Source organism: Lysinibacillus sp. 1 U-2021 (genome assembly GCF_029916965.1).
In the GTDB taxonomy this organism is placed as follows: Bacteria; Bacillota; Bacilli; order Bacillales_A; family Planococcaceae; genus Lysinibacillus; species Lysinibacillus capsici.
Genome location: NZ_CP123966.1, coordinates 1,791,186 through 1,813,283, shown reverse-complemented (window position 1 = coordinate 1,813,283; position 22,098 = coordinate 1,791,186). Strand labels below are relative to the sequence as shown.

Annotated in this window: 18 protein-coding genes; 16 read left to right on the top strand and 2 right to left on the bottom strand. The window is 39.5% G+C overall.

The features are described from left to right. The first annotated feature begins 65 nt into the window (after positions 1–65). From ilvB to QH639_RS09180, 14 genes are all read left to right on the top strand, one after another. The gene (gene ilvB / locus QH639_RS09245) at positions 66–1,832 is read left to right on the top strand and encodes a biosynthetic-type acetolactate synthase large subunit (protein WP_237898178.1); all 1,767 of its coding nucleotides are present in this window, start codon (positions 66–68) and stop codon (positions 1,830–1,832) included. Then, on the top strand, positions 1,829–2,344 hold the full coding sequence (gene ilvN / locus QH639_RS09240; RefSeq protein WP_004231416.1) for an acetolactate synthase small subunit: 516 nt from the start codon (positions 1,829–1,831) through the stop codon (positions 2,342–2,344). Before ilvB ends, ilvN begins: the two co-directional genes overlap by 4 nt. 86 nt (positions 2,345–2,430) lie before the next feature. Next, positions 2,431–3,465, top strand: coding sequence for a ketol-acid reductoisomerase (gene ilvC, locus QH639_RS09235; protein WP_016991908.1), 1,035 nt, complete (start codon positions 2,431–2,433; stop codon positions 3,463–3,465). After that, positions 3,452–4,987 carry a 2-isopropylmalate synthase gene (locus QH639_RS09230; RefSeq protein ID WP_281115971.1) on the top strand — a complete coding sequence of 512 codons (1,536 nt, stop codon included), beginning with the start codon at positions 3,452–3,454 and terminating at the stop codon, positions 4,985–4,987. Before ilvC ends, QH639_RS09230 begins: the two co-directional genes overlap by 14 nt. Positions 4,988–5,171: 184 nt before the next feature. Further along, on the top strand, positions 5,172–6,272 hold the full coding sequence (leuB, locus tag QH639_RS09225) for a 3-isopropylmalate dehydrogenase (RefSeq protein WP_004231422.1): 1,101 nt from the start codon (positions 5,172–5,174) through the stop codon (positions 6,270–6,272). A 17-nt stretch (positions 6,273–6,289) separates the two neighbouring features. Continuing rightward, entirely contained in the window at positions 6,290–7,699 is a 1,410-nt protein-coding gene (gene leuC, locus QH639_RS09220; protein WP_131521502.1) for a 3-isopropylmalate dehydratase large subunit, read from the top strand. A 33-nt stretch (positions 7,700–7,732) separates the two neighbouring features. After that, positions 7,733–8,323 carry a 3-isopropylmalate dehydratase small subunit gene (gene leuD / locus QH639_RS09215; RefSeq protein ID WP_131521501.1) on the top strand — a complete coding sequence of 197 codons (591 nt, stop codon included), beginning with the start codon at positions 7,733–7,735 and terminating at the stop codon, positions 8,321–8,323. 305 nt (positions 8,324–8,628) lie between these two features. Then, entirely contained in the window at positions 8,629–9,513 is an 885-nt protein-coding gene (gene rbsK, locus QH639_RS09210) for a ribokinase (protein ID WP_131521500.1), read from the top strand. Between the two features lie 256 nt (positions 9,514–9,769). Continuing rightward, positions 9,770–11,620, top strand: coding sequence for a dynamin family protein (locus tag QH639_RS09205; protein WP_237898177.1), 1,851 nt, complete (start codon positions 9,770–9,772; stop codon positions 11,618–11,620). Positions 11,621–11,724: 104 nt separating this feature from the next. Further along, positions 11,725–12,945, top strand: coding sequence for an RtcB family protein (locus QH639_RS09200; RefSeq protein ID WP_237898176.1), 1,221 nt, complete (start codon positions 11,725–11,727; stop codon positions 12,943–12,945). A gap of 72 nt (positions 12,946–13,017) precedes the next feature. Beyond that, positions 13,018–14,019 carry a LacI family DNA-binding transcriptional regulator gene (locus QH639_RS09195; protein WP_231595618.1) on the top strand — a complete coding sequence of 334 codons (1,002 nt, stop codon included), beginning with the start codon at positions 13,018–13,020 and terminating at the stop codon, positions 14,017–14,019. A gap of 100 nt (positions 14,020–14,119) precedes the next feature. Next, a complete protein-coding gene (locus tag QH639_RS09190) occupies positions 14,120–15,541 on the top strand; it encodes an aldehyde dehydrogenase family protein (protein WP_131521496.1) in 1,422 nt (473 codons plus the stop codon). A 20-nt stretch (positions 15,542–15,561) separates the two neighbouring features. Further along, the gene (gene ahlS, locus QH639_RS09185) at positions 15,562–16,407 is read left to right on the top strand and encodes an AhlS family quorum-quenching N-acyl homoserine lactonase (RefSeq protein ID WP_115673339.1); all 846 of its coding nucleotides are present in this window, start codon (positions 15,562–15,564) and stop codon (positions 16,405–16,407) included. 17 nt (positions 16,408–16,424) lie between these two features. Beyond that, positions 16,425–17,597: an iron-containing alcohol dehydrogenase gene (locus QH639_RS09180; RefSeq protein WP_131521495.1), complete on the top strand. Its 1,173-nt coding sequence runs from the start codon at positions 16,425–16,427 to the stop codon at positions 17,595–17,597. A gap of 120 nt (positions 17,598–17,717) precedes the next feature. Here QH639_RS09180 and QH639_RS09175 read toward each other — a convergent pair whose 3' ends face one another. Both QH639_RS09175 and QH639_RS09170 read right to left on the bottom strand, forming a co-directional pair. Then, a complete protein-coding gene (locus QH639_RS09175; RefSeq protein WP_048392396.1) occupies positions 17,718–18,227 on the bottom strand; it encodes a ferritin in 510 nt (169 codons plus the stop codon). A 200-nt stretch (positions 18,228–18,427) separates the two neighbouring features. Next, positions 18,428–19,189 (bottom strand): TerC family protein, encoded by a 762-nt coding sequence (locus QH639_RS09170; RefSeq protein ID WP_016994674.1) that lies wholly within the window; start codon positions 19,187–19,189, stop codon positions 18,428–18,430. A gap of 415 nt (positions 19,190–19,604) precedes the next feature. Here QH639_RS09170 and QH639_RS09165 point away from each other — a divergent pair, with 415 nt between their 5' ends. Both QH639_RS09165 and QH639_RS09160 read left to right on the top strand, forming a co-directional pair. Continuing rightward, positions 19,605–21,365: an ABC transporter ATP-binding protein gene (locus QH639_RS09165; protein WP_131521494.1), complete on the top strand. Its 1,761-nt coding sequence runs from the start codon at positions 19,605–19,607 to the stop codon at positions 21,363–21,365. Between the two features lie 295 nt (positions 21,366–21,660). Further along, on the top strand, positions 21,661–22,080 hold the full coding sequence (locus QH639_RS09160) for an SRPBCC family protein (protein WP_237898174.1): 420 nt from the start codon (positions 21,661–21,663) through the stop codon (positions 22,078–22,080). Positions 22,081–22,098 lie beyond the last annotated feature (18 nt).

Genomic DNA, 22,098 nt, shown 5'->3' with positions numbered 1-22,098 from the left:
TTGACACTTCACTAATCTACAACACTGATGTGTGAGTTTGAAAGAAATGAAGGAGGCATAATTTGATGAGTGCGAATGTTTCAATCAATGAACAAGAACAATTAGCTACAACAGCAACAGCTGAACAAACCTATCAAGCAAAGGACGGTGCAGATGTATTAGTGCAGGCATTGCACGATCAAGGGGTTGAAATTGTCTTTGGCTATCCAGGAGGAGCCGTATTACAAATTTATGATGCGATGTATAAAAACCCAATTCGCCATATTTTAACAAGACATGAACAGGGTGCTATTCATGCGGCGGAAGGCTATGCTCGTGTTTCAGGTAAAACGGGCGTTGTTATTGCCACAAGTGGACCTGGTGCAACAAACCTTGTAACAGGTATTGCGGATGCCATGATCGACTCTATTCCATTGGTTGTTTTTACAGGACAGGTTGCGACATCTGTGATCGGAACAGATGCTTTCCAAGAAGCCGATATTATGGGGATTACAACACCGATTACAAAGCACAACTATCAGGTGCAGGATGTCAATGATATTCCCCGCATTGTGAAGGAAGCTTTCCATATCGCTAGCACAGGTCGTAAGGGACCAGTTGTCGTGGATTTCCCAAAAAACGTTTCCCAAATGTTGTTTGATGTAGAGAATCCACCGCAAGCACCTGATGAAATTTATTTACCAGGCTATCAGCCAACATATAAACCAAATTATCTACAAGTCCAAAAGGCGATTCAAGCCATTTCATTGGCAAAAAACCCAATCATCTTAGCGGGTGCAGGTGTTCTTTTTGCGGATGCACGTGAGGAATTAACGACTTTCGCAGAAAAATATCGTATTCCAGTAACGAACACATTGCTAGGATTGGGCTCCATCCATGGTGAACATGACTTATTCCTTGGGATGGCTGGGATGCATGGTACAGCTACAGCAAATACAGCGATCACAAAATCGGATTTATTACTCAATATTGGGGCACGATTTGATGATCGTCTAACAGGTAATCTAGCTACATTTGCACCAAATGCAACGATTATCCATATCGATATTGATCCTGCTGAAATTGGCAAAAATGTACCGACAGATATTCCAATTGTTGCTGATGCCAAGGAGGCTTTAAAAGCCCTATTGAAAAAGGATTTCCAAGGTCCTGATACAGCCGATTGGTTAGCTTATTTAAGGAATCATGCAATGGAATATCCATTATGGTATTGCAAGGATACAAATACGCAAGAAATCCTACCACAAGAGGCATTGCAATTAGTGCACAAGGTAACTGAAGGGAATGCCATTGTGACGACAGATGTTGGGCAGCATCAAATGTGGGCAGCACAATATTATCATTTAAATAATGATCATGCATGGGTAACGTCTGGTGGACTTGGTACGATGGGCTTCGGCTTCCCGGCCGCAATTGGCGCCCAATTTGCGAAGCCAGACAAAAAAGTTATTTCGATTGTAGGAGATGCAGGATTCCAAATGACGGCACAGGAGCTATCCATCCTACAGGAATTTAACTTACCAGTAAAAATAGTGATTTTGAATAATAGCTGTCTAGGCATGGTGCGTCAATGGCAACAAACATTCTATGAAGAGCGCTATTCATCATCACTGATGCCGATCCAACCAGATTTTGTTAAGTTAGCTGATGCTTATGACATTAAAGGCTATCGTATTAACACAATCGATGAAGCAGAGTCTATTTTCCGTGAGGCACTGCTGTCTGATGAGCCAGTATTAATTGACTGTCGAGTGAAACAGCTTGAATGTGTTTACCCAATGGTAGCACCTGGCAAAGGCTTACATGAAATGATTGGGGTGAAAAAGAATTGAAACGAGTAATTACCGTAACTGTGATTAACCAAAGTGGTGTATTAAACCGTTTGACAGGTTTATTGATGAAGCGTCAGTTCAATATTGAATCGATTACAGTAGGTCATACGGAGCAACCGAATTTTTCAAAGATGACCTTCGTTGTTAACGTAGAGGACGAACGCAAAATTGAGCAGCTAGTGAAACAGTTATCCAAGCAAATTGATGTGTTAAAGGTCAATGACATAACCGATAAATCGATTGTTCTGCGAGAGCTAGCACTAGTAAAGGTGATTTCCCCACCAAATTTACGTTTGGAAATGAATTCAATTGTTGAGCCGTTCCGAGCCCAAATTATTGATACAGCCAAAAATGTTGTGACATATCAAGTAGTAGGACATCCAGAGAAGATTGATGCCTTCATCGAACTCATTCGACCGTATGGCATTAAAGAACTTACACGTACAGGAGCAACTGCCTCCGTTCGTGAAACACAAAAAGTCTCAAACCCGCAGCTCTCTATTTTAAAATAGTTTGCATATAAAAATAAATAGCTTTATAGACAAAGCAAGAATCTAAAGCTATAAAAAACAAAACATATTCTAGGAGGAAATTAACTATGGCTACAATGTACTATGAGCAAAATATCAACGAGGACGTATTAAAAGGAAAGAAAATCGCAATTATCGGTTACGGTTCACAAGGTCATGCACATGCTTTAAACCTTAAAGAATCAGGTTTTGACGTGGTAGTAGGCGTTCGTCCAGGTGGATCTTTCGATGCGGCAAAAGCAGATGGTATTGACGTAAAAACAGTAGCTGAAGCTGCACAAGAAGCAGATGTTATCCAAATTCTATTACCAGATGAGCGTCAAAAAGCAGTTTATGAAGCGGAAATTGCGCCACATTTACAAGCTGGTAAAGCATTGATGTTTGCACACGGCTTCAATATCCATTTCGGTCAAATTACACCACCAGCAGACGTTGACGTATTTTTAGTAGCACCAAAAGGACCAGGACATCTAGTTCGTCGTCAATTCCAAGAAGGTGCTGGGGTACCAGGACTATTCGCTATTCACCAAGATGCTACAGGCCAAGCAAAAGATTTAGCGCTTGCGTATGGTAAAGGAATCGGTGCTGCACGTGGTGGGCTTCTTGAAACAACATTCAAAGAAGAAACAGAGACAGATTTATTTGGTGAACAAGCGGTACTTTGTGGTGGTGCAACACAGCTAGTAAGAGCAGGATTCGAAACATTAGTAGAAGCTGGTTATCAACCAGAATTAGCCTACTTTGAAACACTACATGAGCTTAAATTAATTGTTGACCTAATGTTTGAGGGCGGTATGGCAACAATGCGCTACTCAGTTTCAGATACAGCAGAGTGGGGAGATTATGTGGCAGGACCACGCATCATCGATGAGTCTGTAAAAGCTCGTATGAAAGATGTATTAACAGATATCCAAGATGGTACATTTGCTCGTCGTTGGATTCAAGAAAATGAAAATGGTCGTCCAGAATATACAAAATTCAAAGAAGCTGGTGCGAACCATCAAATCGAAGAAGTAGGCGCTAAACTACGTGCTATGATGCCATTCATCAACGAAGGTAAAGAAAAAGTTGTGAGAGAAGTGGCGACAAGTGCGAAAAATTGATATTTTCGATACTACGCTTCGCGATGGTGAACAATCTGCTGGGATTAACTTAAACACAGCTGAGAAGATTGAAATTGCCAAACAATTAGAGCGCCTTGGTGTGACAATTATCGAAGCAGGATTTCCTGCTTCGTCACCCGGTGACTTTGATGCGGTCCATCGCATTGCAGGTACAGTAAAAAATTCCATTGTGACGGGGCTAGCTCGCTGTATCCAAAAGGATATTGATGCTACATGGGAAGCGATAAAATTAGCACAACAGCCACATATTCATATTTTTCTAGCCACATCACCTATTCATATGGAATACAAATTAAAAAAATCTCCTGATCAAGTGATGGAGCAAGCGATAGAGGCTGTTAAATACGCTAAAAAATTCTTCCCACTTGTACAATGGTCTGCTGAGGATGCATTCCGCTCTGATCGTGAATTTTTAGTGCGAATTATGAACGAAGTGGTTGCTGCTGGTGCAACAACGATTAATGTTCCAGACACTGTAGGGTATGCATCCCCACAAGAATATGGTGCATTATTTAAGTTCCTACTGGAAAATGTCAAAGGTGCTGACAAAGTGAAATTCTCCGCCCATTGTCATGATGATTTAGGGATGGCAACAGCTAACACGATTGCAGCAATAGAAAATGGTGCTGCACAAGTCGAAGGAACGATCAATGGTATCGGCGAGCGCGCAGGTAATGTGGCACTCGAGGAAATTGCTGTAGCACTTCATATTCGCAAGGACATTTATCAGGTGCAAACAGGCATTCAGTTGCAAGAAATTAAACGGACGTCTCAATTAGTCAGTAAATTGACAAATGTTGTGATTCAGCCAAATAAAGCGATTGTAGGAAGAAATGCATTTGCACACGAATCGGGCATCCATCAAGATGGTGTCTTAAAAAATCCAGAAACCTATGAAATTATTTCACCTTCTTTAATCGGCGAAGGTGAAATACCATTAGTTCTCGGGAAACATTCTGGTCGTGCAGCCTTCCGTGATCGTGCGGAAACAATGGGCTTCCATCTTTCTGATGAAAAGTTGAACAAAGCATTTGTGGAATTTAAAAAATTGGCTGATCGTAAAAAAGAAATTACAGAGGAAGATTTACTCACTCTTCTTACTGAGCAGCAAGTTCAAGTAGAAGATGTACCACTCTTTGAGTTGAAAATGGTGCAGGTACAATATGGTACTGAAAATATTCCTACAGCGACAGCCATTGTGCTTACACCTGAGGGACTAGAGAAAACCGTTGTAGCTACTGGCTCTGGTTCAGTAGAAGCCATTTTTAATACACTGGAGCAACTTGTACCTGGAGCTGTACATGTCATTGATTACCGTGTGACCTCGGTTGGCAAAGGACGAGATGCACTGGGTGAAGCGGTTATTAATATTCGCTATGATGAGGTTTCGACTACAGGCCGTAATTCCTCTCAAGATGTTTTAGAAGCATCGGCAAAAGCTTATTTAAATGCTATTAACCGTCATTTAATTCAAGCAAGCCTTCGCGCACATCCTGTATAGGTTTCTGAGGTAGTGAATTGTATGAAGTACCATTCACAAGTCGGATGCAATGATGTCATGGCGTATTGTATCAATTAATCAAAAATTACGCTTAGACGTAATGACTACGCTCACCTCGATAAAAGGTAGGTGAGCGTCTTTACTAAATTAGCGAATACGCTATACAAAGAAAGGTGTTTTGACGATGGAGAGAAAAATTACAGTACTTCCCGGTGATGGAATTGGGCCAGAGGTTGTTGCTTCTGCTGTACGTGTATTACAGGTGATTGGTAAACGATTTAATCATACATTTCATTTAGGATATGCAACAATTGGTGGTGCTGCGATCGACCAGCATAATAATCCATTACCGGATGAAACAATCGAGATGTGTGAAAATAGTGATGCGATTTTATTAGGAGCTGTAGGTGGTCCAAAGTGGGATCAAAACCCTCCTGAATTGCGCCCAGAGAAAGGGTTACTGCGAATTCGGAAACACTTCGATTTATTTGCCAATCTACGTCCAGTAAAGGCGTTCCCGAGTTTACTAGATGCTTCACCATTAAAGCGTGAAGTGGCTGAGAACGTTGATTTAATGATTGTACGTGAACTAACAGGCGGCGTATACTTCGGGGAACCACGTATGCGTACTGAAAATGGCGCAATTGATACAACGGTTTACTCTAAAGCAGAGGTAGAGCGTATCGTTGAAAATGCCTTTGAACTAGCACGTTTACGTGGTGGCAAATTATGCTCTGTTGACAAGGCGAATGTGCTTGAAACAAGTCGCTTATGGCGTGAAGTTGTAGAAGCAAAGAAAAAAGAGTATCCAGATGTAATCGTAGAACATAACCTAGTAGACTCTGTCGCAATGAAACTGATTACAAATCCTGGACACTATGATGTAGTCGTTACTGAAAATATGTTTGGTGATATTTTAAGTGATGAAGCATCTGTTATTACTGGTTCTCTAGGTGTTTTACCATCCGCATCCATTCGTGGTGATAATTTTGGCTTATATGAACCAGTACATGGCTCCGCACCAGAAATTGCAGGGCAAGGTGTAGCAAATCCTGCTGCAACCATTTTATCCGTAGCGATGATGCTGCAATATTCATTTGGCTTAAAAGAAGAAGCAGCAGAAATTGAACGCGCGGTAAGTGCAGTATTTGATGATGGCTACTTTACAGCAGATCTTGCTCGTGACGGCAGTCGTATTTTATCAACTAATGAATGGACAGATAAGGTAATTAACGAAATTGATACTAGCTTTGTATCACAAAGTATTATGACAACATATATTTAAAGAAATAGGTGAAGACAATGGGTAAAAATATAATTGAAAAGATTTGGGATAAACATGTTGTTTATCAGGAAGAGGGCAAACCGGACCTGTTATATATTGATCTTCATTTAATTCATGAAGTAACATCTCCGCAAGCTTTTGAAGGGTTACGCATGAACGGACGTAAAGTGCGTCGTCCTGATTTAAGCTTTGCGACAATGGATCATAACGTACCAACAAAAAATTTACCAACTATCCATGATCCCATTGCGCGCAATCAAATCGAAACATTAGCTAAAAATGCTGAGGAATTTGGCGTTGAGTTAGCAGGCATGGGTCACCCTGACCAAGGGATTGTCCATGTGATTGGGCCAGAGCTTGGATTAACACAGCCTGGTAAAACCATTGTTTGTGGGGATTCTCATACATCGACTCACGGTGCCTTTGGGGCCATTGCATTTGGTATTGGAACATCAGAGGTGGAGCATGTATTATCGACGCAAACATTATGGCAAAATAAGCCGAAAACGATGGAGATTCGTGTCGAAGGGGAGCTACCAGTTGGGGTAGCGGCAAAGGATATTATTCTAGCCATCATTGCCAAGTTCGGAATAGGTGTTGGTACAGGACATATTGTGGAATTCACTGGAGAGGCTATCCACAAACTATCTATGGAAGAACGCATGACGATTTGTAATATGTCAATTGAGGCAGGCGCAAAAGCAGGGCTTATCTCACCTGACCAAACAACAGTCGATTATATTCGTGGACGCAAATATGCACCGCAGGGAGAAAAATTGGAAGAAGCAGCCGCTTACTGGTTAAGTCTTGCTTCAGACGAAGATGCAACGTACGATACGGTTCGTATTATAAAAGCTGAAGAAATTGAACCAATCATTACGTGGGGAACAAACCCATCGATGGGTACTGGTGTTTCTGGGCATGTTCCAACACAAGCAGATTATGAGGATGAATCAGACAAGGCGGCACTTCAAAAAGCACTTGCCTATATGGGCTTAGAGGAAGGCCAGCCATTAACATCCATTGACATCCAGCATGTCTTCATTGGCTCCTGCACAAACTCACGCATTAGTGATTTGCGTGCAGCTGCTGATGTCATCAAAGGACGTAAGGTGCATGACAAGGTCACAGCCATCGTTGTCCCAGGCTCACATACAACGAAAAAACAAGCTGAGGCAGAAGGTTTAGATAAAATCTTTTTGGATGCTGGCTTTGAATGGCGTGAGTCTGGTTGCTCGATGTGCCTTGCGATGAATGATGACGTCGTACCAGCTGGAGAACGCTGTGCCTCTACCTCAAACCGCAACTTTGAAGGACGTCAGGGCGCAGGAGCTCGTACACATTTAGTGTCACCACCAATGGCAGCAGCCGCTGCGATTGCAGGTCACTTCGTCGATGTACGTGAATTTGTGAAGGAAACAGTGTAAGTCTTGCTTTACTCGGGAAGGGATGATTGAAAAATGGAACCAATTAATATCGTAAATAGTGTCATCACACCACTTGATCGAAAAAATGTTGATACCGATCAAATTATTTCAAAAGAATTTCTAAAACGTATTGAGCGCACAGGTTTTGGACAGTTTTTATTTTACCATTGGCGTTTCGATGCACAAGGCAATGAAATAGCTGACTTTGTATTAAATAAACCTGAATTTAAAGAATCTAAAATTCTAGTGGCGCAAGATAATTTCGGCTGTGGCTCCTCTCGTGAACATGCACCATGGGCAATTTTAGATTACGGTTTTAACGTTGTGATGGCACCTTCTTTTGCAGATATTTTTCATAATAACTGCTTCAAAAACGGTATCTTACCGATTAAGCTAACAGAATCGGAATGTGATGCTATTTTAGCAAAAGGCTTAGCAAAGCCCTATAGTATGGAAGTAAATCTTGCAGAGCAAACCGTAACAGGTGAAGATGGTACAGTTTATCATTTTACAATTGACCCGTATTATAAAGAAACGTTACTGAATGGTTGGGATGAAATCGCCTTAACCTTTAAATATGAGGACCACATCGCCGCATATGAGGCGAAGCGAGTAGCCTATTAATGGATGTGACTGAAGACAAATTTGATGTTGTCTTCAGTTTTTTTGTGTTTGTAGTGCATTTCCTATATGAAATTATTTATAATAAAGGAAACATCAAATGCGAAGGTGGCACTATGTTATCATTATAAAAATATTTGTATATTAAAGGACAAATCCAGCTAGCTTTTGAAAGCATCCCTAAAACAGTCGATAGGCATTTCGGAAATTTTTAATTCATACGAATTTTTATATTGTTAAGCTACTGAAATGATACTACTCATTTCAGTTGTTTTTTTGTTTGATCAAAAGATGAAAGGTGGAATTCCATGATTACAGTTATAGGAAGTTTAAATATGGATTTAGTTGTACAAATGAATGCTTTTCCAAAGCAGGGGGAAACCATTCTAGGTAACTCGTTTCAAACAGTTCCAGGAGGAAAAGGGGCTAATCAAGCAGTTGCCGCAGCTCGTCTTGGCAGTGAGGTGGCGATGGTTGGCTGTTTAGGGAATGATCATTTTGGTGAGACATTACATGCTGCTTTACAGCAAGAGCAGATTCAGACAAACGCCATTGTAAAAAGCACCACTGCTCCTACAGGCATTGCTAATATACTTATTTACAATAACGATAATCGAATTGTTGTCGTACCTGGAGCTAATTATGACCTAAGCATATCCCATCTTGAAGCTTCAAAAGAGTTGATACAAAAAAGTAACTTGGTAATTATACAGCTTGAAATCCCTAAAGAGACGACAGCCCATGCCATTCATTTATGTAAAGAAGCGGGTGTTCCGATACTGTTGAACCCTGCTCCAGCAGCCAATTTTGATGTGCAGTGGATGGACGATATTACCTATTTAACACCTAACGAGACAGAATGTGCTGAAATTTTTAACGAGCCAGTGGAACAAGTTTTAGAAAAATATCCTAATAAATTAATCGTGACGCTAGGAAGTGATGGTGCACGTTATTTCGATGGCTCCTATCCAATTCATGTTCCAGGTTATATGACAACAGTCGTGGATACAACGGGCGCAGGTGATACCTTTAATGGTGCTTTAGCCTATGCTTTAGTAGAAGGGCAATCGTTGGATGAGGCTGTATATTTTGCTAATATCGCTGCCTCCTTATCTGTAGAGAAATTAGGTGCCCAAGGTGGAATGCCATTACTTGGAGCTGTTTATGCTCGTATGGCTGGTTTGGAGGAATAGGACAAAGGTCAGCTATTCAGCAACCTTGGAGAGAAATCTCCAAGCCTAATACTTCTAAACTCATAGATGGGACTATTCCCTTTAGTCTGTGTAGCAATCATATATGAAGCAGACAGGAAATAGGTGTAAGGATGAATTCCTATTTGTCGTATAAACGTATAAGTATATTGTCCTCTTTTTATCAATCCGTGTATTAGAAAAGCCATAGTTTCATTTATAATGGTCTTATAGATACATACGAAAAGAGGTTTTGAGGATGACGAACATTGACAATACGCCAATCGAAAATACAACCTCAGCGAATAATATTTTGCCGCAATTTGTTGACCAACTACGACACTTGTATGGCATCATCGTCCAAAATACATATGTGAAAGATACAGCAAAACATTTAAATCGAATCATTCAAGATGCCAATAACCAGACGATGATTTTAATAGTTGGAAAAGAGCGGGTGGGCAAAACAACACTTGTGAATGGACTTCTAGGACGCGAAATATTATCGGTAGATGATCAGCATCCAACAAGTGTAAATACGTTTATACGCTACGGCGAGCAAGAAGAGATTAAAGCTTATTTTTTAGATGGTGTTGTCGCTGTATTTGATCTCAGTAAATTAGAGCTACTAACAACTGGCGATACGTTTGCTTCCCAGATTTTACGTGAACACTTAGATTACCTAGAAGTCTATTTGAAAAATGATTTATTAAAATCCGTGACAATAATTGATTCTGTGTCATTAGAAGCAGGCGGAGGAGAAATGGCTTATTTTTCAGAGGCGCTTATGAACCGTGTTGATGAAATTTTCTGGGTGTTACGCGCTGGTTCAATGGCAATGGATGCTGAACTTCTCTTAATTGAAACGTTAAAGAATAAAGGTGTTGAACCTTTATGTGTCATCAACGGCATCGATGATGAGGAACATGCCACAGCATTTATGGACTCTGAACAACAACGTATTGGTCATTTGATGAGTGATTTTATAGGGATTTCAGCAATTAATGCACTAGTAGCCAAACAAACAGACAGTCATGAGCTTTGGCAAAAAAGTCAGTATGATCAATTAATTGCTCACATTCATCGTGTGGCTGAAAATAGTGATAAAAAAACATATGCCATCCTAATTCGCTTCTTACAATGGCTTGAACGATTCCGCTTCGAATTAACTGTAATTCCACAACGAGATCCATTTCAATCTGCTGTAGAGAATATTGAAAAATACGCAGGCGATACCCAATATGAATATTCTCGCTATCAACGTGACTTAGCAATTGTCAAAGAATATGAGCAAGAATATGAACAGGTAGCGAACACGTTTAAACAGGTTCAAACACTGTATCAGCTATTACAAACGATAGCGCAACATGATTATTTACACGATTCCAAGGTGGAAGAATTTACTGAAATTGCTGTGCACTATCAACAAGTGTTGCGTGAATACCGCAACATGCACAGTGAGTATTTACGCGAATATGAGCGTTTAGATGCACAACATAAAAAAATTCATGGTAAAGGTCTTATGAAAGCTTTCTTTGGCCAACATACGCAAAATGAATTTTTCAAAGAGCGTGTTCAAAAACTCAATGAGCAGCAAGAGGTTTGTGTCGCCCAATATGCCAAGGTACAACAAGCAGAGGTTTCAATGCTACAGGCGATTCGAGATACACAGCCTTTTTTGATTGATTTAGTGAAAGTACGCATGAGCCGTATTGAACAAAAAGTACAGAAACTAAATCAACAGCGTGCAAAAGATAAGCGTCAGTTAAAGCGCTATGCTGAAAAATTAAATGAATTTTCTTGCTTAATCGAAGCACAGGGTTATATAAAAGAGCATCTTCAACCATTTTTAATGAATGAGCAAATGCCGTTGAAATCGAAGGATATTGCCATGCTTGAGGAAACTGTGCAGGCTATTTTAGCCATTGATTTATCAAACAATGGCTTACTCGCAAGAAGTCAAATGAATAATAAAATGGAAAGTATTGCAATACCTTTTGAGGTGCAAGAAAAATATCCCATGCAAATGCTTGACTTAAGGGAAGAAGATGTAAAATCAAATGATATACCCGAAATACCTAAAAAATTAGTTGTACAATATGAAGATTAGGTTTTCACCAAACGTTCTAAAAGTAGCATGCTTTTAGAACGTTTTCTTTATGATATGAAACAAATCATTCCAGTTTTACGTATAAGTAGTAAGGAGGGATACACTTGATTGAAATAAATGGACGCTTCACGAATGCAAAAATCTTTGCGCAAACAGCATTACAAACAGCTGTTGATCAGATTCAAGAACTAACAGACCAGGCTTTTATGGCAGGCACTAAAGTACGTATTATGCCAGATTATCATGCGGGTAAAGGATGTGTCATTGGCACGACCATCCAATTGCAAGACCGTGTTGTACCCAATCTTGTCGGCATTGATGTGGGGTGTGGTGTATTTGTAGCACAACTTGACGTAACAACAGTTGATTTTGCTCAACTCGATGCCATCATTCGCACATATGTACCCAGTGGGCAGGATATTCATAAAGAAGTATCGCCAAGCCGACATTTTGTAGAGTTTGAAGGTAAACAATTTCGAGCGAGCGGCTTGAAAGATGACTATACGAACTTGTCATTAGGTACACTTGGGGGAGGCAACCATTTTATTGAGCTTGCCAAAGATGAAGATGATCAGCACTATTTGCTCATCCATACGGGGTCACGCTATGTAGGGGCAAAGGTTGCTAATTGGCATCAAAAAAGAGCTTATGAAAATTTACGTCGAGAAGATTTGACAGAAAAAATAGAAGCAATGAAACAGCAAGGACGACAACAAGAGATTCAATCCATGATACAAGCCTATAAAGAACAAACACCGTTCGTTCCGAAAGACTTGTCATATTTAGAGGGTGAAGCTTTCCATGATTATATCCATGATATGAAGATTGCACAGCAATTTGCACGGATGAATCGTTGGACCATTGCAGAAACCATAGCTAAACAGATGGATTGGCATTTTACGGATACGTTTGATACGATTCATAACTATATCGATACAGAAACGATGACGCTTCGCAAAGGGGCTGTTCGTGCAAATAAAGATGAAAAGCTAGTTATTCCAATGAATATGCGGGATGGATCTCTGATTTGTATAGGGAAAGGCAATGCGGAATGGAATTATTCAGCCCCCCATGGAGCAGGACGCATGTTTTCACGACGCGCAGCGAAAAAAGCTTTGAATATGGCCGATTTTAAAGATACGATGCAGGGGATTTGGACAACATCAGTCAATGAAGAAACATTGGATGAGGCACCAATGGCCTATAAGCCGATGACAGAAATTACTTCTGCGATTGGGGAAACTGTAGATATTGTCAAAGTTATTAAACCTGTTTATAACTTTAAAGCGAGTGAAGCTGCAAAGCCATATGAGCGAAAGCGTTAAGGTAGAGAAGAAATCATCACTATAATCATTATTCTATAGATGATATAATATAGCTTCACAATGATGAAATGGGTGGTTTTTTTGGTATCTTCAAAAGATGTGGCGAAGCATGCTGGTGTCTCACAAACAACTGTATCTAGAGTATTGAATACACCAGAGCTTGTAAAGCCAAAAACAATTGAAAAAGTAATGCAGGCGATAGAGGAACTAAACTATGTGCCAAATGATATAGCAAGATCGCTTGTTCAGAAAAAAACAGGCATTATTACATTGATTTCGGGGCCCTTACACAACCCTTTTTTTGTTGATACAACTACAGCCATCGTGAATTATGTTAATGCACGTGGCTATAAAGTGAATGTCTATTTTGGCACAGAGGATAATCTTAATTCAATCTACAATGCTGTTTTAGAAACGAAAGCAGACGCAATTATATTGTCTTCTATGTTGTATCAAGATGATTTATTTTATAAACTAGAAAAACTAGCTATTCCATTTATTATGTTTAACCGTAAGCATAAAGAGAATAGACATTTTGTAGAAATTGATAATGTTCAAGCAGGTTACCTTGCGACCAAGCATGTCCTATCATTAGGGCATGACTCTTTATGTTGGATAGGGGGTCCACATCAAATGAGTACCTTCTATGGACGCTATCTGGGATTTGAACAAGCTTTACAGGATTATGGGCTAGATGCAAAATTAGTGCCTACTTTTTTAACGAACACCAATAAAATGGATATTGAACGTGCGTTTGCAGAGCTTTTACAACTCGAAAAAAGACCAACAGCTATTTGTGCTGCTACGGATGCCATTGCCATTGAAATATTGAATCTTTGTTTAGAGAGAGGTTTTCAGGTTCCGAGAGATTTTAATATCATTGGTATTGATAATGTCGAGCTTAGTAAACATCACTCTATTGCCTTAACAACAGTAGGTTTAACATCAGAAGAGAACTTAGGTTTTATTGCTATCGAAAAATTATTTGAGGTAATGGAGAAAAAAAGTACTTGCATTAGACAAACAGAGTCTGTTAAGATTTTCCCAAGAAATACAACGTGTAAAATAAACTGATAGACCATCAGTTTATTTTTTACACCAAAATGGTTACGTATTCATTTCTTTATTTTCTGAAATGAATACGTAACCATAAAAAGAAAGGAGTGAATTACGATTGAAAAAGGGCTTATGGATTAATGGAGAATGGAAGATAACTGCTGAATGGATGGAGATCCATGCTCCCTATTCACAAGAGGTATTGGCACACTTTGCGATGGCCACTGAAAAAGATGTACAGGAGGCCATTGAAAGTGCGCATGCTGCAGCTCCTCAAATGGCTGCATTAACTGCTTTTCAACGAGCAGAGATATTAGAGCAGTTATCCACCCTTTTTGCAGAAAATAGAGATGAAGCAGCAAGTATCATTGCAATGGAATCAGCTAAACCGTTAAAGTATGCTTACGCTGAAATTGATCGCACAGTTGAAACCTATAAATTTGCGGCAGAAGAAGCAAAGCGACTTACTGGTGAAATGGTTCCAATGGATGCATCAAAAAATGGAGAGGGGCGCTTTGCTTATACATTAAGAGAGCCAATCGGTGTTGTGGCAGCGATTACACCATTTAACTTTCCGCAAAATCTAGTAGCACACAAAGTTGGACCTGCATTAGCTGCTGGCAATACGATTGTATTGAAACCTGCCACACAAACAGCATTATCTGCCCATTTTTTGGCAAAATTATTGGCGCAAACAAATTTACCAGCAGGTGCCTTTAATCTTGTAACTGGTCAAGGTAAATTAGTAGGCGATGCATTTTTAGCACATCCAAATGTTAAGATGATAACGTTTACAGGAAGTCCAGCGGTAGGGATTTCTCTACGCAATCGAGCAGGCTTGAAGAAAGTAACCTTAGAATTAGGTTCCAATGCAGGCGTAATTATAGACGAAGGGGTACAGCTAGAGCGTATTATGGATCGCATTGTGATGGGGGCCTTTTCCAACCAAGGTCAAGTCTGCATTTCTTTACAACGTATCTATGTCATGGAAAGTATGGTGGAGGAATTTTTAATACGGCTGAAGGAAAAAATAGAGCAGCTTACAATTGGTGATCCAATGGATAATCAAACAGATCTTGCTATGATGATTTCACAAGCTGAACAACAGCGTGCTTATCAATGGATTGAAGAGGCAGTAGCTGAAGGGGCACAAGTAATTACAGGTGGTCACATTGACAATCATATTTTATTGCCCACTGTTTTATATAATGTTCAGCCACAGAGTCGTGTATCCTGTGAAGAAATTTTTGCACCTGTTGTTATCGTTAATACGGTATCCACCATTGATGAAGGGATAGCGGCTATCAATGATTCTCACTATGGCCTACAGGCAGGCATCTTCACTCCTTCTATTCAGACAGCTTTTCAGGCTACAAAAGCATTGCACGTTGGTGGAGTCATCATTAATGATGTACCTACTTATCGAGTAGATCACATGCCATATGGTGGTGTAAAGGAAAGCGGCACAGGCCGTGAAGGCATTAAATATGCGTTAGAAGAAATGACGGAAATGAAGCTAGTAATTTGGAATAACCAATAATCACGAATGGAGATGGGAAAATGAAAATGATTAAACAACATCCAAAATTGTATGTGATGGACAATGGTACGATGCGAATGGATAAAAATTATATGATTGCGATGCACAATCCCGCAACCATCGATCATCCAAACCAGCCAAATGAATTTGTTGAATTCCCTGTTTATACAGTATTGATTGATCATCCAGAAGGTAAAATTCTATTTGATACAGCATGCAATCCAAACTCAATGGGTCCAGAAGGGCGATGGGGTGAATTTACGCAAAAAGCATTTCCTATTAATATGCCAGAAGAATGCTATTTACATCATCGTCTAGAAGAATTAAATGTTCGTCCAGAGGATATCAAGTATGTTGTTGCTTCCCATTTGCATCTCGACCATGCAGGGTGCTTAGAACTCTTTACAAATGCCACAATTATTGTACAGGAAGATGAGTTTAATGGCACATTACAAACATATGCTAGAAACGTGAAAGACGGTGCCTATGTTTGGGGTGACATTGATATGTGGATTAAAAACAATCTACAATGGCGCTTAATCAAACGTGGCGAGGATCATGTAAAACTAGCTGAAGGGATACAAGTATTAAATTTTGGTAGTGGTCATGCTTGGGGAATGCTAGGTTTGCATATTCAAATGCCTGACACAGGTGGTATTATTTTAGCTTCAGATGCCATTTATACGGCAGAAAGCTTTGGCCCTCCTGTCAAGCCACCAGGCATTATCTACGATTCTGTAGGTTATAATACAACTGTGGAACGGATTCGAAGACTAGCAAATGAAACAAATTCACAGGTATGGTTTGGCCATGATCCTATTCAATTTAAATCATTTAGAAAATCGACGGAAGGCTATTATGAATAGATAGGAGTAGAGAAGCCATGCATAAATTAACCTTTACGCCTGCTAGCTATACTGGCTGGGGCTGTTTGAGTCAGCTTCTGCTAGAGGTAAAGAAGTTTAATGCTCACAATATTTTAATCGTGACCGATCCATTATTAAAAGAAATAGGTCTAACGGACAATGTGGAAAAGCCTTTAATGGAGAAAGGCTATACCACAACCATTTATACGGATATTGCACCAGAGCCTCCGCTTGCAATTGGCGAAAAACTGGTTGATTTTACGAGAAAGCATCCATTTGATTTGGTGATTGGTGTAGGTGGGGGCAGTGCACTAGATTTAGCAAAGCTTGCCGCTGTATTAGCAAAACATGATGGAAAAGTTGCAGATTATTTAAACCTAACAGGAACGAAAACATTAGATAATAAAGGGTTACCTAAAATCTTAATTCCTACCACTTCTGGGACAGGCTCGGAGGTAACAAATATTTCTGTGTTATCATTGGATACAACCAAGGATGTTGTGACACATGATTATTTATTAGCGGATGTAGCGATTGTAGATCCTGCCTTAACGATTTCCTTACCATCAAAGGTGACAGCAGCGACTGGGGTAGACGCGTTAACTCATGCGATAGAAGCCTACGTATCCGTAAATGCGAATGCAGTAACGGACGCACTTGCACTACAAGCTATCCGATTAATTAGCCAGTCAATCCGAACAGCTGTCCATAATGGACAAGACAAGCAAGCGCGCACAGATATGAGTTATGGCAGCTATTTAGCAGGATTAGCCTTTTTCAATGCCGGTGTAGCAGGCGTCCATGCCTTAGCCTATCCCCTGGGAGGTCAGTTCCATATAGCTCATGGTGATTCCAATGCAGTACTATTACCATATGTCATGGGGTATATTCGTCAAAGCTGTGAAAAACGAATGAAAGATATTTTAGATGCCATGGGAATATCATCATCCTATTTATCGCAAGAAGAGGCTTCCTATAAATGTGTTGATGCCTTACAACAACTCGTTCAAGATGTGAAAATTCCCTCAACATTACAAGGATTTAATATCCCTGCATCAGCACTTGAACAGCTAACAGAGGATGCTACAAAACAAACTCGCATTTTAGCTCGAAGTCCAATGCCATTAGGGCGTGAAGATATCTATCAAATCTATCAAGCTGCCTTTGATGGAGTGGTAAGAGAACCATAAAGAACCTGAGAAACGTTGATTTTTCAACGTTTCTCTTTTATTGCATCTTTTGAAAATCCCACAAGCAAGATAGTTACCTAAAAAAATCTGCCTTCATGGCAGATTTTTTTATAAGAACTATCATGCTTCTGTATCTGGTGTAAAAGTACGAGTCGCCAATTCTGCATCAAGCATAAAGATTGCGTTTGAGTCAGTTTCGATACGCTCGATTTTACGAATTAATGTATCAAATGTAGATTCTTCTTCTACTTGCTCGTCGATGAACCATTTTAAGAAGGCCATTGTCGCATGCTCACGTTCATCTAAAGCAATGTCTGATAAATTGTAAATACGGCGTGTTACTTCTTTTTCGTGTGATAGAGCCGTTTTAAAGGCATCTAAAATGGATTCGAAATGATTGCCTGGGCTTTCAAAACCTTGAATTGTTGCGCGGTAGCCCATATCACTTAAGAAATTATAAAATTTCATGGCATGGAAGCGTTCTTCTTCTGCTTGTACTAAAAAGAAGTTAGCGAAGCCATCATAATCTTGATCTGTGCAATAGGCTGCCATTGCCATATAGGCATGCGCAGAGTAGAATTCAAAATTCATTTGTTCATTAAGAGCTGTGTGTAGTTTTTCAGATAACATAAAAGTTTTCCTCCTTTTGCAGTAAATGACTTCTTTACTAGTATACAGCGTAGAAGCCGTAACATACAAAAAATTTAATTTTTAAAGTAATTCATGTAAAAAAATAATTGATATTCGTTCTCAATTAGAAAATACCTTCTTTTATACTTTTAAGAAAATAAAAAAATCGCCCCGATCGTAATCGAAGCGATTTTTCATTATTATTGTTCTTGTTTCTTTTGATTTTTGACACCGATTAGGTAGCCACCTAATGCGATAGCAATTAAGACAATCCAGAAAATAGCTTTCCAAAGAGTGGAGTGGGGGAATTCGTGTGGAATCACACCCAATTTTTCATGTGCTAATGTTAATACAGCTAATTTTACACCAACCCAGCCGACAATTAGGAAAGCAGCTGTTTCAAGTGATGGGAATTTGTCGAGAACCTTTACAAACCAACGAGCTGCGAAACGCATCATGATGACACCAATAATACCACCTAAGAACATCACTGCGAACTGACCTGCGTTAATACCGCCAATATCAAAATCACCGATATGTGGAAGTGTGACAGCAATGGCAACCGCCGCAAGAATAGAATCCACAGCAAATGCGATATCAGCAAGTTCTACTTTTACAACCGTCATCCAGAAGCCAGATTGTTTTTTCGGCTCTTGAATTTCTTCGGAGTTTTGAGATGCTTTCCGCGAATCATAAATATGCTTAATAGACATAAACAGTAGATAAGCTGCACCTATTGCTTGAATCTGCCAGAAATTAACGAGCGTTGTAATAAGGAATAATGCGGCAAAACGGAAAACAAATGCCCCCACCAATCCATACAATAAAGCTTTTTGTTGTTGTGCCTTTGGTAAATGCTTAACCATAACAGCCATTACGACGGCGTTGTCTGCTGCTAACAAACCTTCTAGTACAATTAATACGACAAGTACCCATGCGTATTCTAAAAATATTGCCTCCAAATTTATTGCCTCCTTTAATTGTTGAACAGAAATGAATGGCTTGCTAACTTATTCTTTCCCTATTTTAAGCAAAAGAAAAAGACCCCTGCCTAAAAAATAGGCAAAGGTCTTGCTAAGCAATTAACTGTTCGTTGCACAGAAAGTGTTCTGTGTGACAAAAAATGCCATCACACCCGATGGTAATATACCATGTAATGACGAATGTGAATCAGATGCTTCGATCGCATCTGCTAGCTACTCCCCTTTGACAATAAAGTCAAAAGCTATTCAATTCTTACTAACATAGTAACATGCAACATTTTAAAAGTAAATAAAAATATACTGCTATGGAGAAAAAATACTTTTCCGTTACGTTTGCACAAATGGTACTATTAAAAGATAGGCAAAATTTTTACAACTTAGAGAGGAGACAAACATGTATAGAAAATTTTTTTCCTACTACAAGCCACATAAACGATTGTTTGTCATCGATTTTTCGAGTGCCATTATTGTAGCAATCTTAGAGCTTGCGTTTCCATTGGCTGTTCAATGGTTTATCGATGAGTTATTGCCAACAGGGGATTGGGGCATGATCGTGAAAATAAGTGTCCTATTACTGCTTGTTTATGCCATTAGTACATTATTGAACTTTATCGTTAACTATTTAGGGCATAAACTAGGCATAAATATCGAAACGGATATGCGTCAGGAATTATTTACGCATGTACAAAGGCAATCTTTCCGATTCTTTGATAATACGAAAACAGGTCATATTATGAGTCGCATTACCAATGATTTGTTTGATATAGGTGAGTTTGCCCATCATGGACCAGAGGATCTCTTTATTGCGATCATGACCTTTGTTGGGGCCTTTGCCATTATGTTTAATGTCAATCCAACACTCGCTTTGATTGCAGCGATTATGGTGCCATTTTTAACATGGCTTGTGACATTTAGTAATATAAAAATGAACAATGCTTGGAAAACGATGTATGGCAAAATTGCTGATGTGAACGGACGTGTAGAGGATAGTGTGTCTGGTGTCCGTGTTGTGAAATCCTTTACAAATGAAGATTTTGAAATTAAACGCTTTAAGGAGCAAAATGGATTTTTCCGTACGGCTAAATTATATGCCTATAAAATTATGGCAGGGACACACTCCAGTATTTACATGATGACGCGCCTCCTTACATTAATGGTGTTAGTGGTCGGCGCTTGGCTAAGCTTTAATGGGAAATTATCTTATGGGGAGCTAGTGAGCTTTGTTTTATATACGAATGTCCTGATTAAACCAATTGATAAAATTAGTGCTTTATTAGAGCTTTATCCGAAAGGAATGGCTGGCTTTAAGCGCTTCCGTGAATTAATTGAACAGGAGCCAGAAATTCAAGATCGTGAGGATGCAAAGGTTATCAAACATTTAGATGGAAATATTGCCTTCAATCACGTTCATTTTAATTATGATGCATCCAAACAGGTTTTACATGATATATCATTTGATGTAAAAGCTGGCCAAACCATTGCCTTTGTAGGGCCTTCGGGTGCTGGTAAAACTACAATCTGCTCATTGATTCCTCGATTTTATGAGGTGACAAAAGGCGCTATTACGATTGATGGTATCGATATACGTCATATGACACAAGCGTCATTACGTGCTCAAATTGGTATCGTACAGCAGGACGTCTTTTTATTTACAGGTACGATTCGTGAAAACATTGCCTATGGAAAATTAGATGCAAGTGAAGCGGAAATTCGAGAGGCAGCGAAAAAAGCACATCTAGAGGCATTTATTGCTGAGCTACCCGATGGCTATGATACACAAATAGGTGAACGTGGCTTAAAATTATCAGGAGGACAAAAGCAACGACTAGCGATTGCTCGTATGTTCCTAAAGAACCCGCCTATCTTAATTTTGGACGAGGCAACCTCTGCCTTAGATACAGAAACAGAAATGATTATTCAGCAATCGTTAACAGAGCTTGCTGAAAATCGTACAACACTAGTTATTGCCCATCGACTGGCAACTATTCGCAATGCCGATCGCGTATTAGTTGTGACACCGAAGGGCATTGAAGAGGATGGTACCTATGATGAGCTAGTGGCTCAAAATGGGATTTTTGCAAAGCTTCATCATATTCAATTTCGCAAGGGACAAACAGAACAAAGCGTTCAGAAAGAGTTTGTGGAATTGACGTAAATGAAGGAGGGGGAGATTGTTTTTTAAAACAATTTCCCTTTTTTGGTTGCTTCCCTTAGTTACTTGTCCTACTGCTTATGTGGTAGCCAAAGGACACTGACATGCATAGTGAAGGTTTATGTGGAAAGAGGGAATCGATTGAAGGTAATGCCATCGAATATGCATAGGGTAACAGGTCAAATCTTTAATATGGAAAATGGAACATTCATTTATGAATCATAGAAGGAATGTTTAGCAGGTAAATCGAATAGAACATTACAGTTCACAATAAAGGTCATAAAATAGGGGTGAAGCAATGGATAACGAGAGAATCATCGGTCAAACGAAAAGTGTGGGTTTTCAAATCGGGGTTAGAAGGACATTTCCAATTTCGCAGGAGCAAGCATGGGCATTGATTACGACAACAGAAGGAGTACGTACATGGCTGGGGGAAGACACTTCAGTTATATTCGAACCTGGGTACAAATTCCATTCAAAGACAGGGACAGGCGAAATCAGGATTGTTAAACCATTAGAGCAGCTTCGATTGACTTGGCAAAAGGAAGAGTGGTCAAAACCATCTACCGTACAAATCCGTATTTTACCCAAAGAGCGTAATAAAACAACCATTAGCTTTCATCAAGAACATCTTTCTGATCAAATAGTACGAGAAGAAATGAAAGGTCATTGGGAAAGTGTACTGGACCTTATCAAAGAAAGAGTCCAAAATAGTTGAGCGAATAAAAATAGCATC

Bases quoted from the DNA above. Each gene is read 5' to 3' on its own strand.
- ilvB (WP_237898178.1), top strand. From the start codon at position 66: ATGAGTGCGAATGTTTCAATCAATGAACAAGAACAATTAGCTACAACA.
- ilvC (WP_016991908.1), top strand. From the start codon at position 2,431: ATGGCTACAATGTACTATGAGCAAAATATCAACGAGGACGTATTAAAA.
- leuB (WP_004231422.1), top strand. From the start codon at position 5,172: ATGGAGAGAAAAATTACAGTACTTCCCGGTGATGGAATTGGGCCAGAG.
- leuC (WP_131521502.1), top strand. From the start codon at position 6,290: ATGGGTAAAAATATAATTGAAAAGATTTGGGATAAACATGTTGTTTAT.
- leuD (WP_131521501.1), top strand. From the start codon at position 7,733: ATGGAACCAATTAATATCGTAAATAGTGTCATCACACCACTTGATCGA.
- rbsK (WP_131521500.1), top strand. From the start codon at position 8,629: ATGATTACAGTTATAGGAAGTTTAAATATGGATTTAGTTGTACAAATG.
- QH639_RS09205 (WP_237898177.1), top strand. From the start codon at position 9,770: ATGACGAACATTGACAATACGCCAATCGAAAATACAACCTCAGCGAAT.
- ahlS (WP_115673339.1), top strand. From the start codon at position 15,562: ATGAAAATGATTAAACAACATCCAAAATTGTATGTGATGGACAATGGT.
- QH639_RS09180 (WP_131521495.1), top strand. From the start codon at position 16,425: ATGCATAAATTAACCTTTACGCCTGCTAGCTATACTGGCTGGGGCTGT.
- QH639_RS09175 (WP_048392396.1), bottom strand. From the start codon at position 18,227: ATGTTATCTGAAAAACTACACACAGCTCTTAATGAACAAATGAATTTT.
- QH639_RS09165 (WP_131521494.1), top strand. From the start codon at position 19,605: ATGTATAGAAAATTTTTTTCCTACTACAAGCCACATAAACGATTGTTT.
- QH639_RS09160 (WP_237898174.1), top strand. From the start codon at position 21,661: ATGGATAACGAGAGAATCATCGGTCAAACGAAAAGTGTGGGTTTTCAA.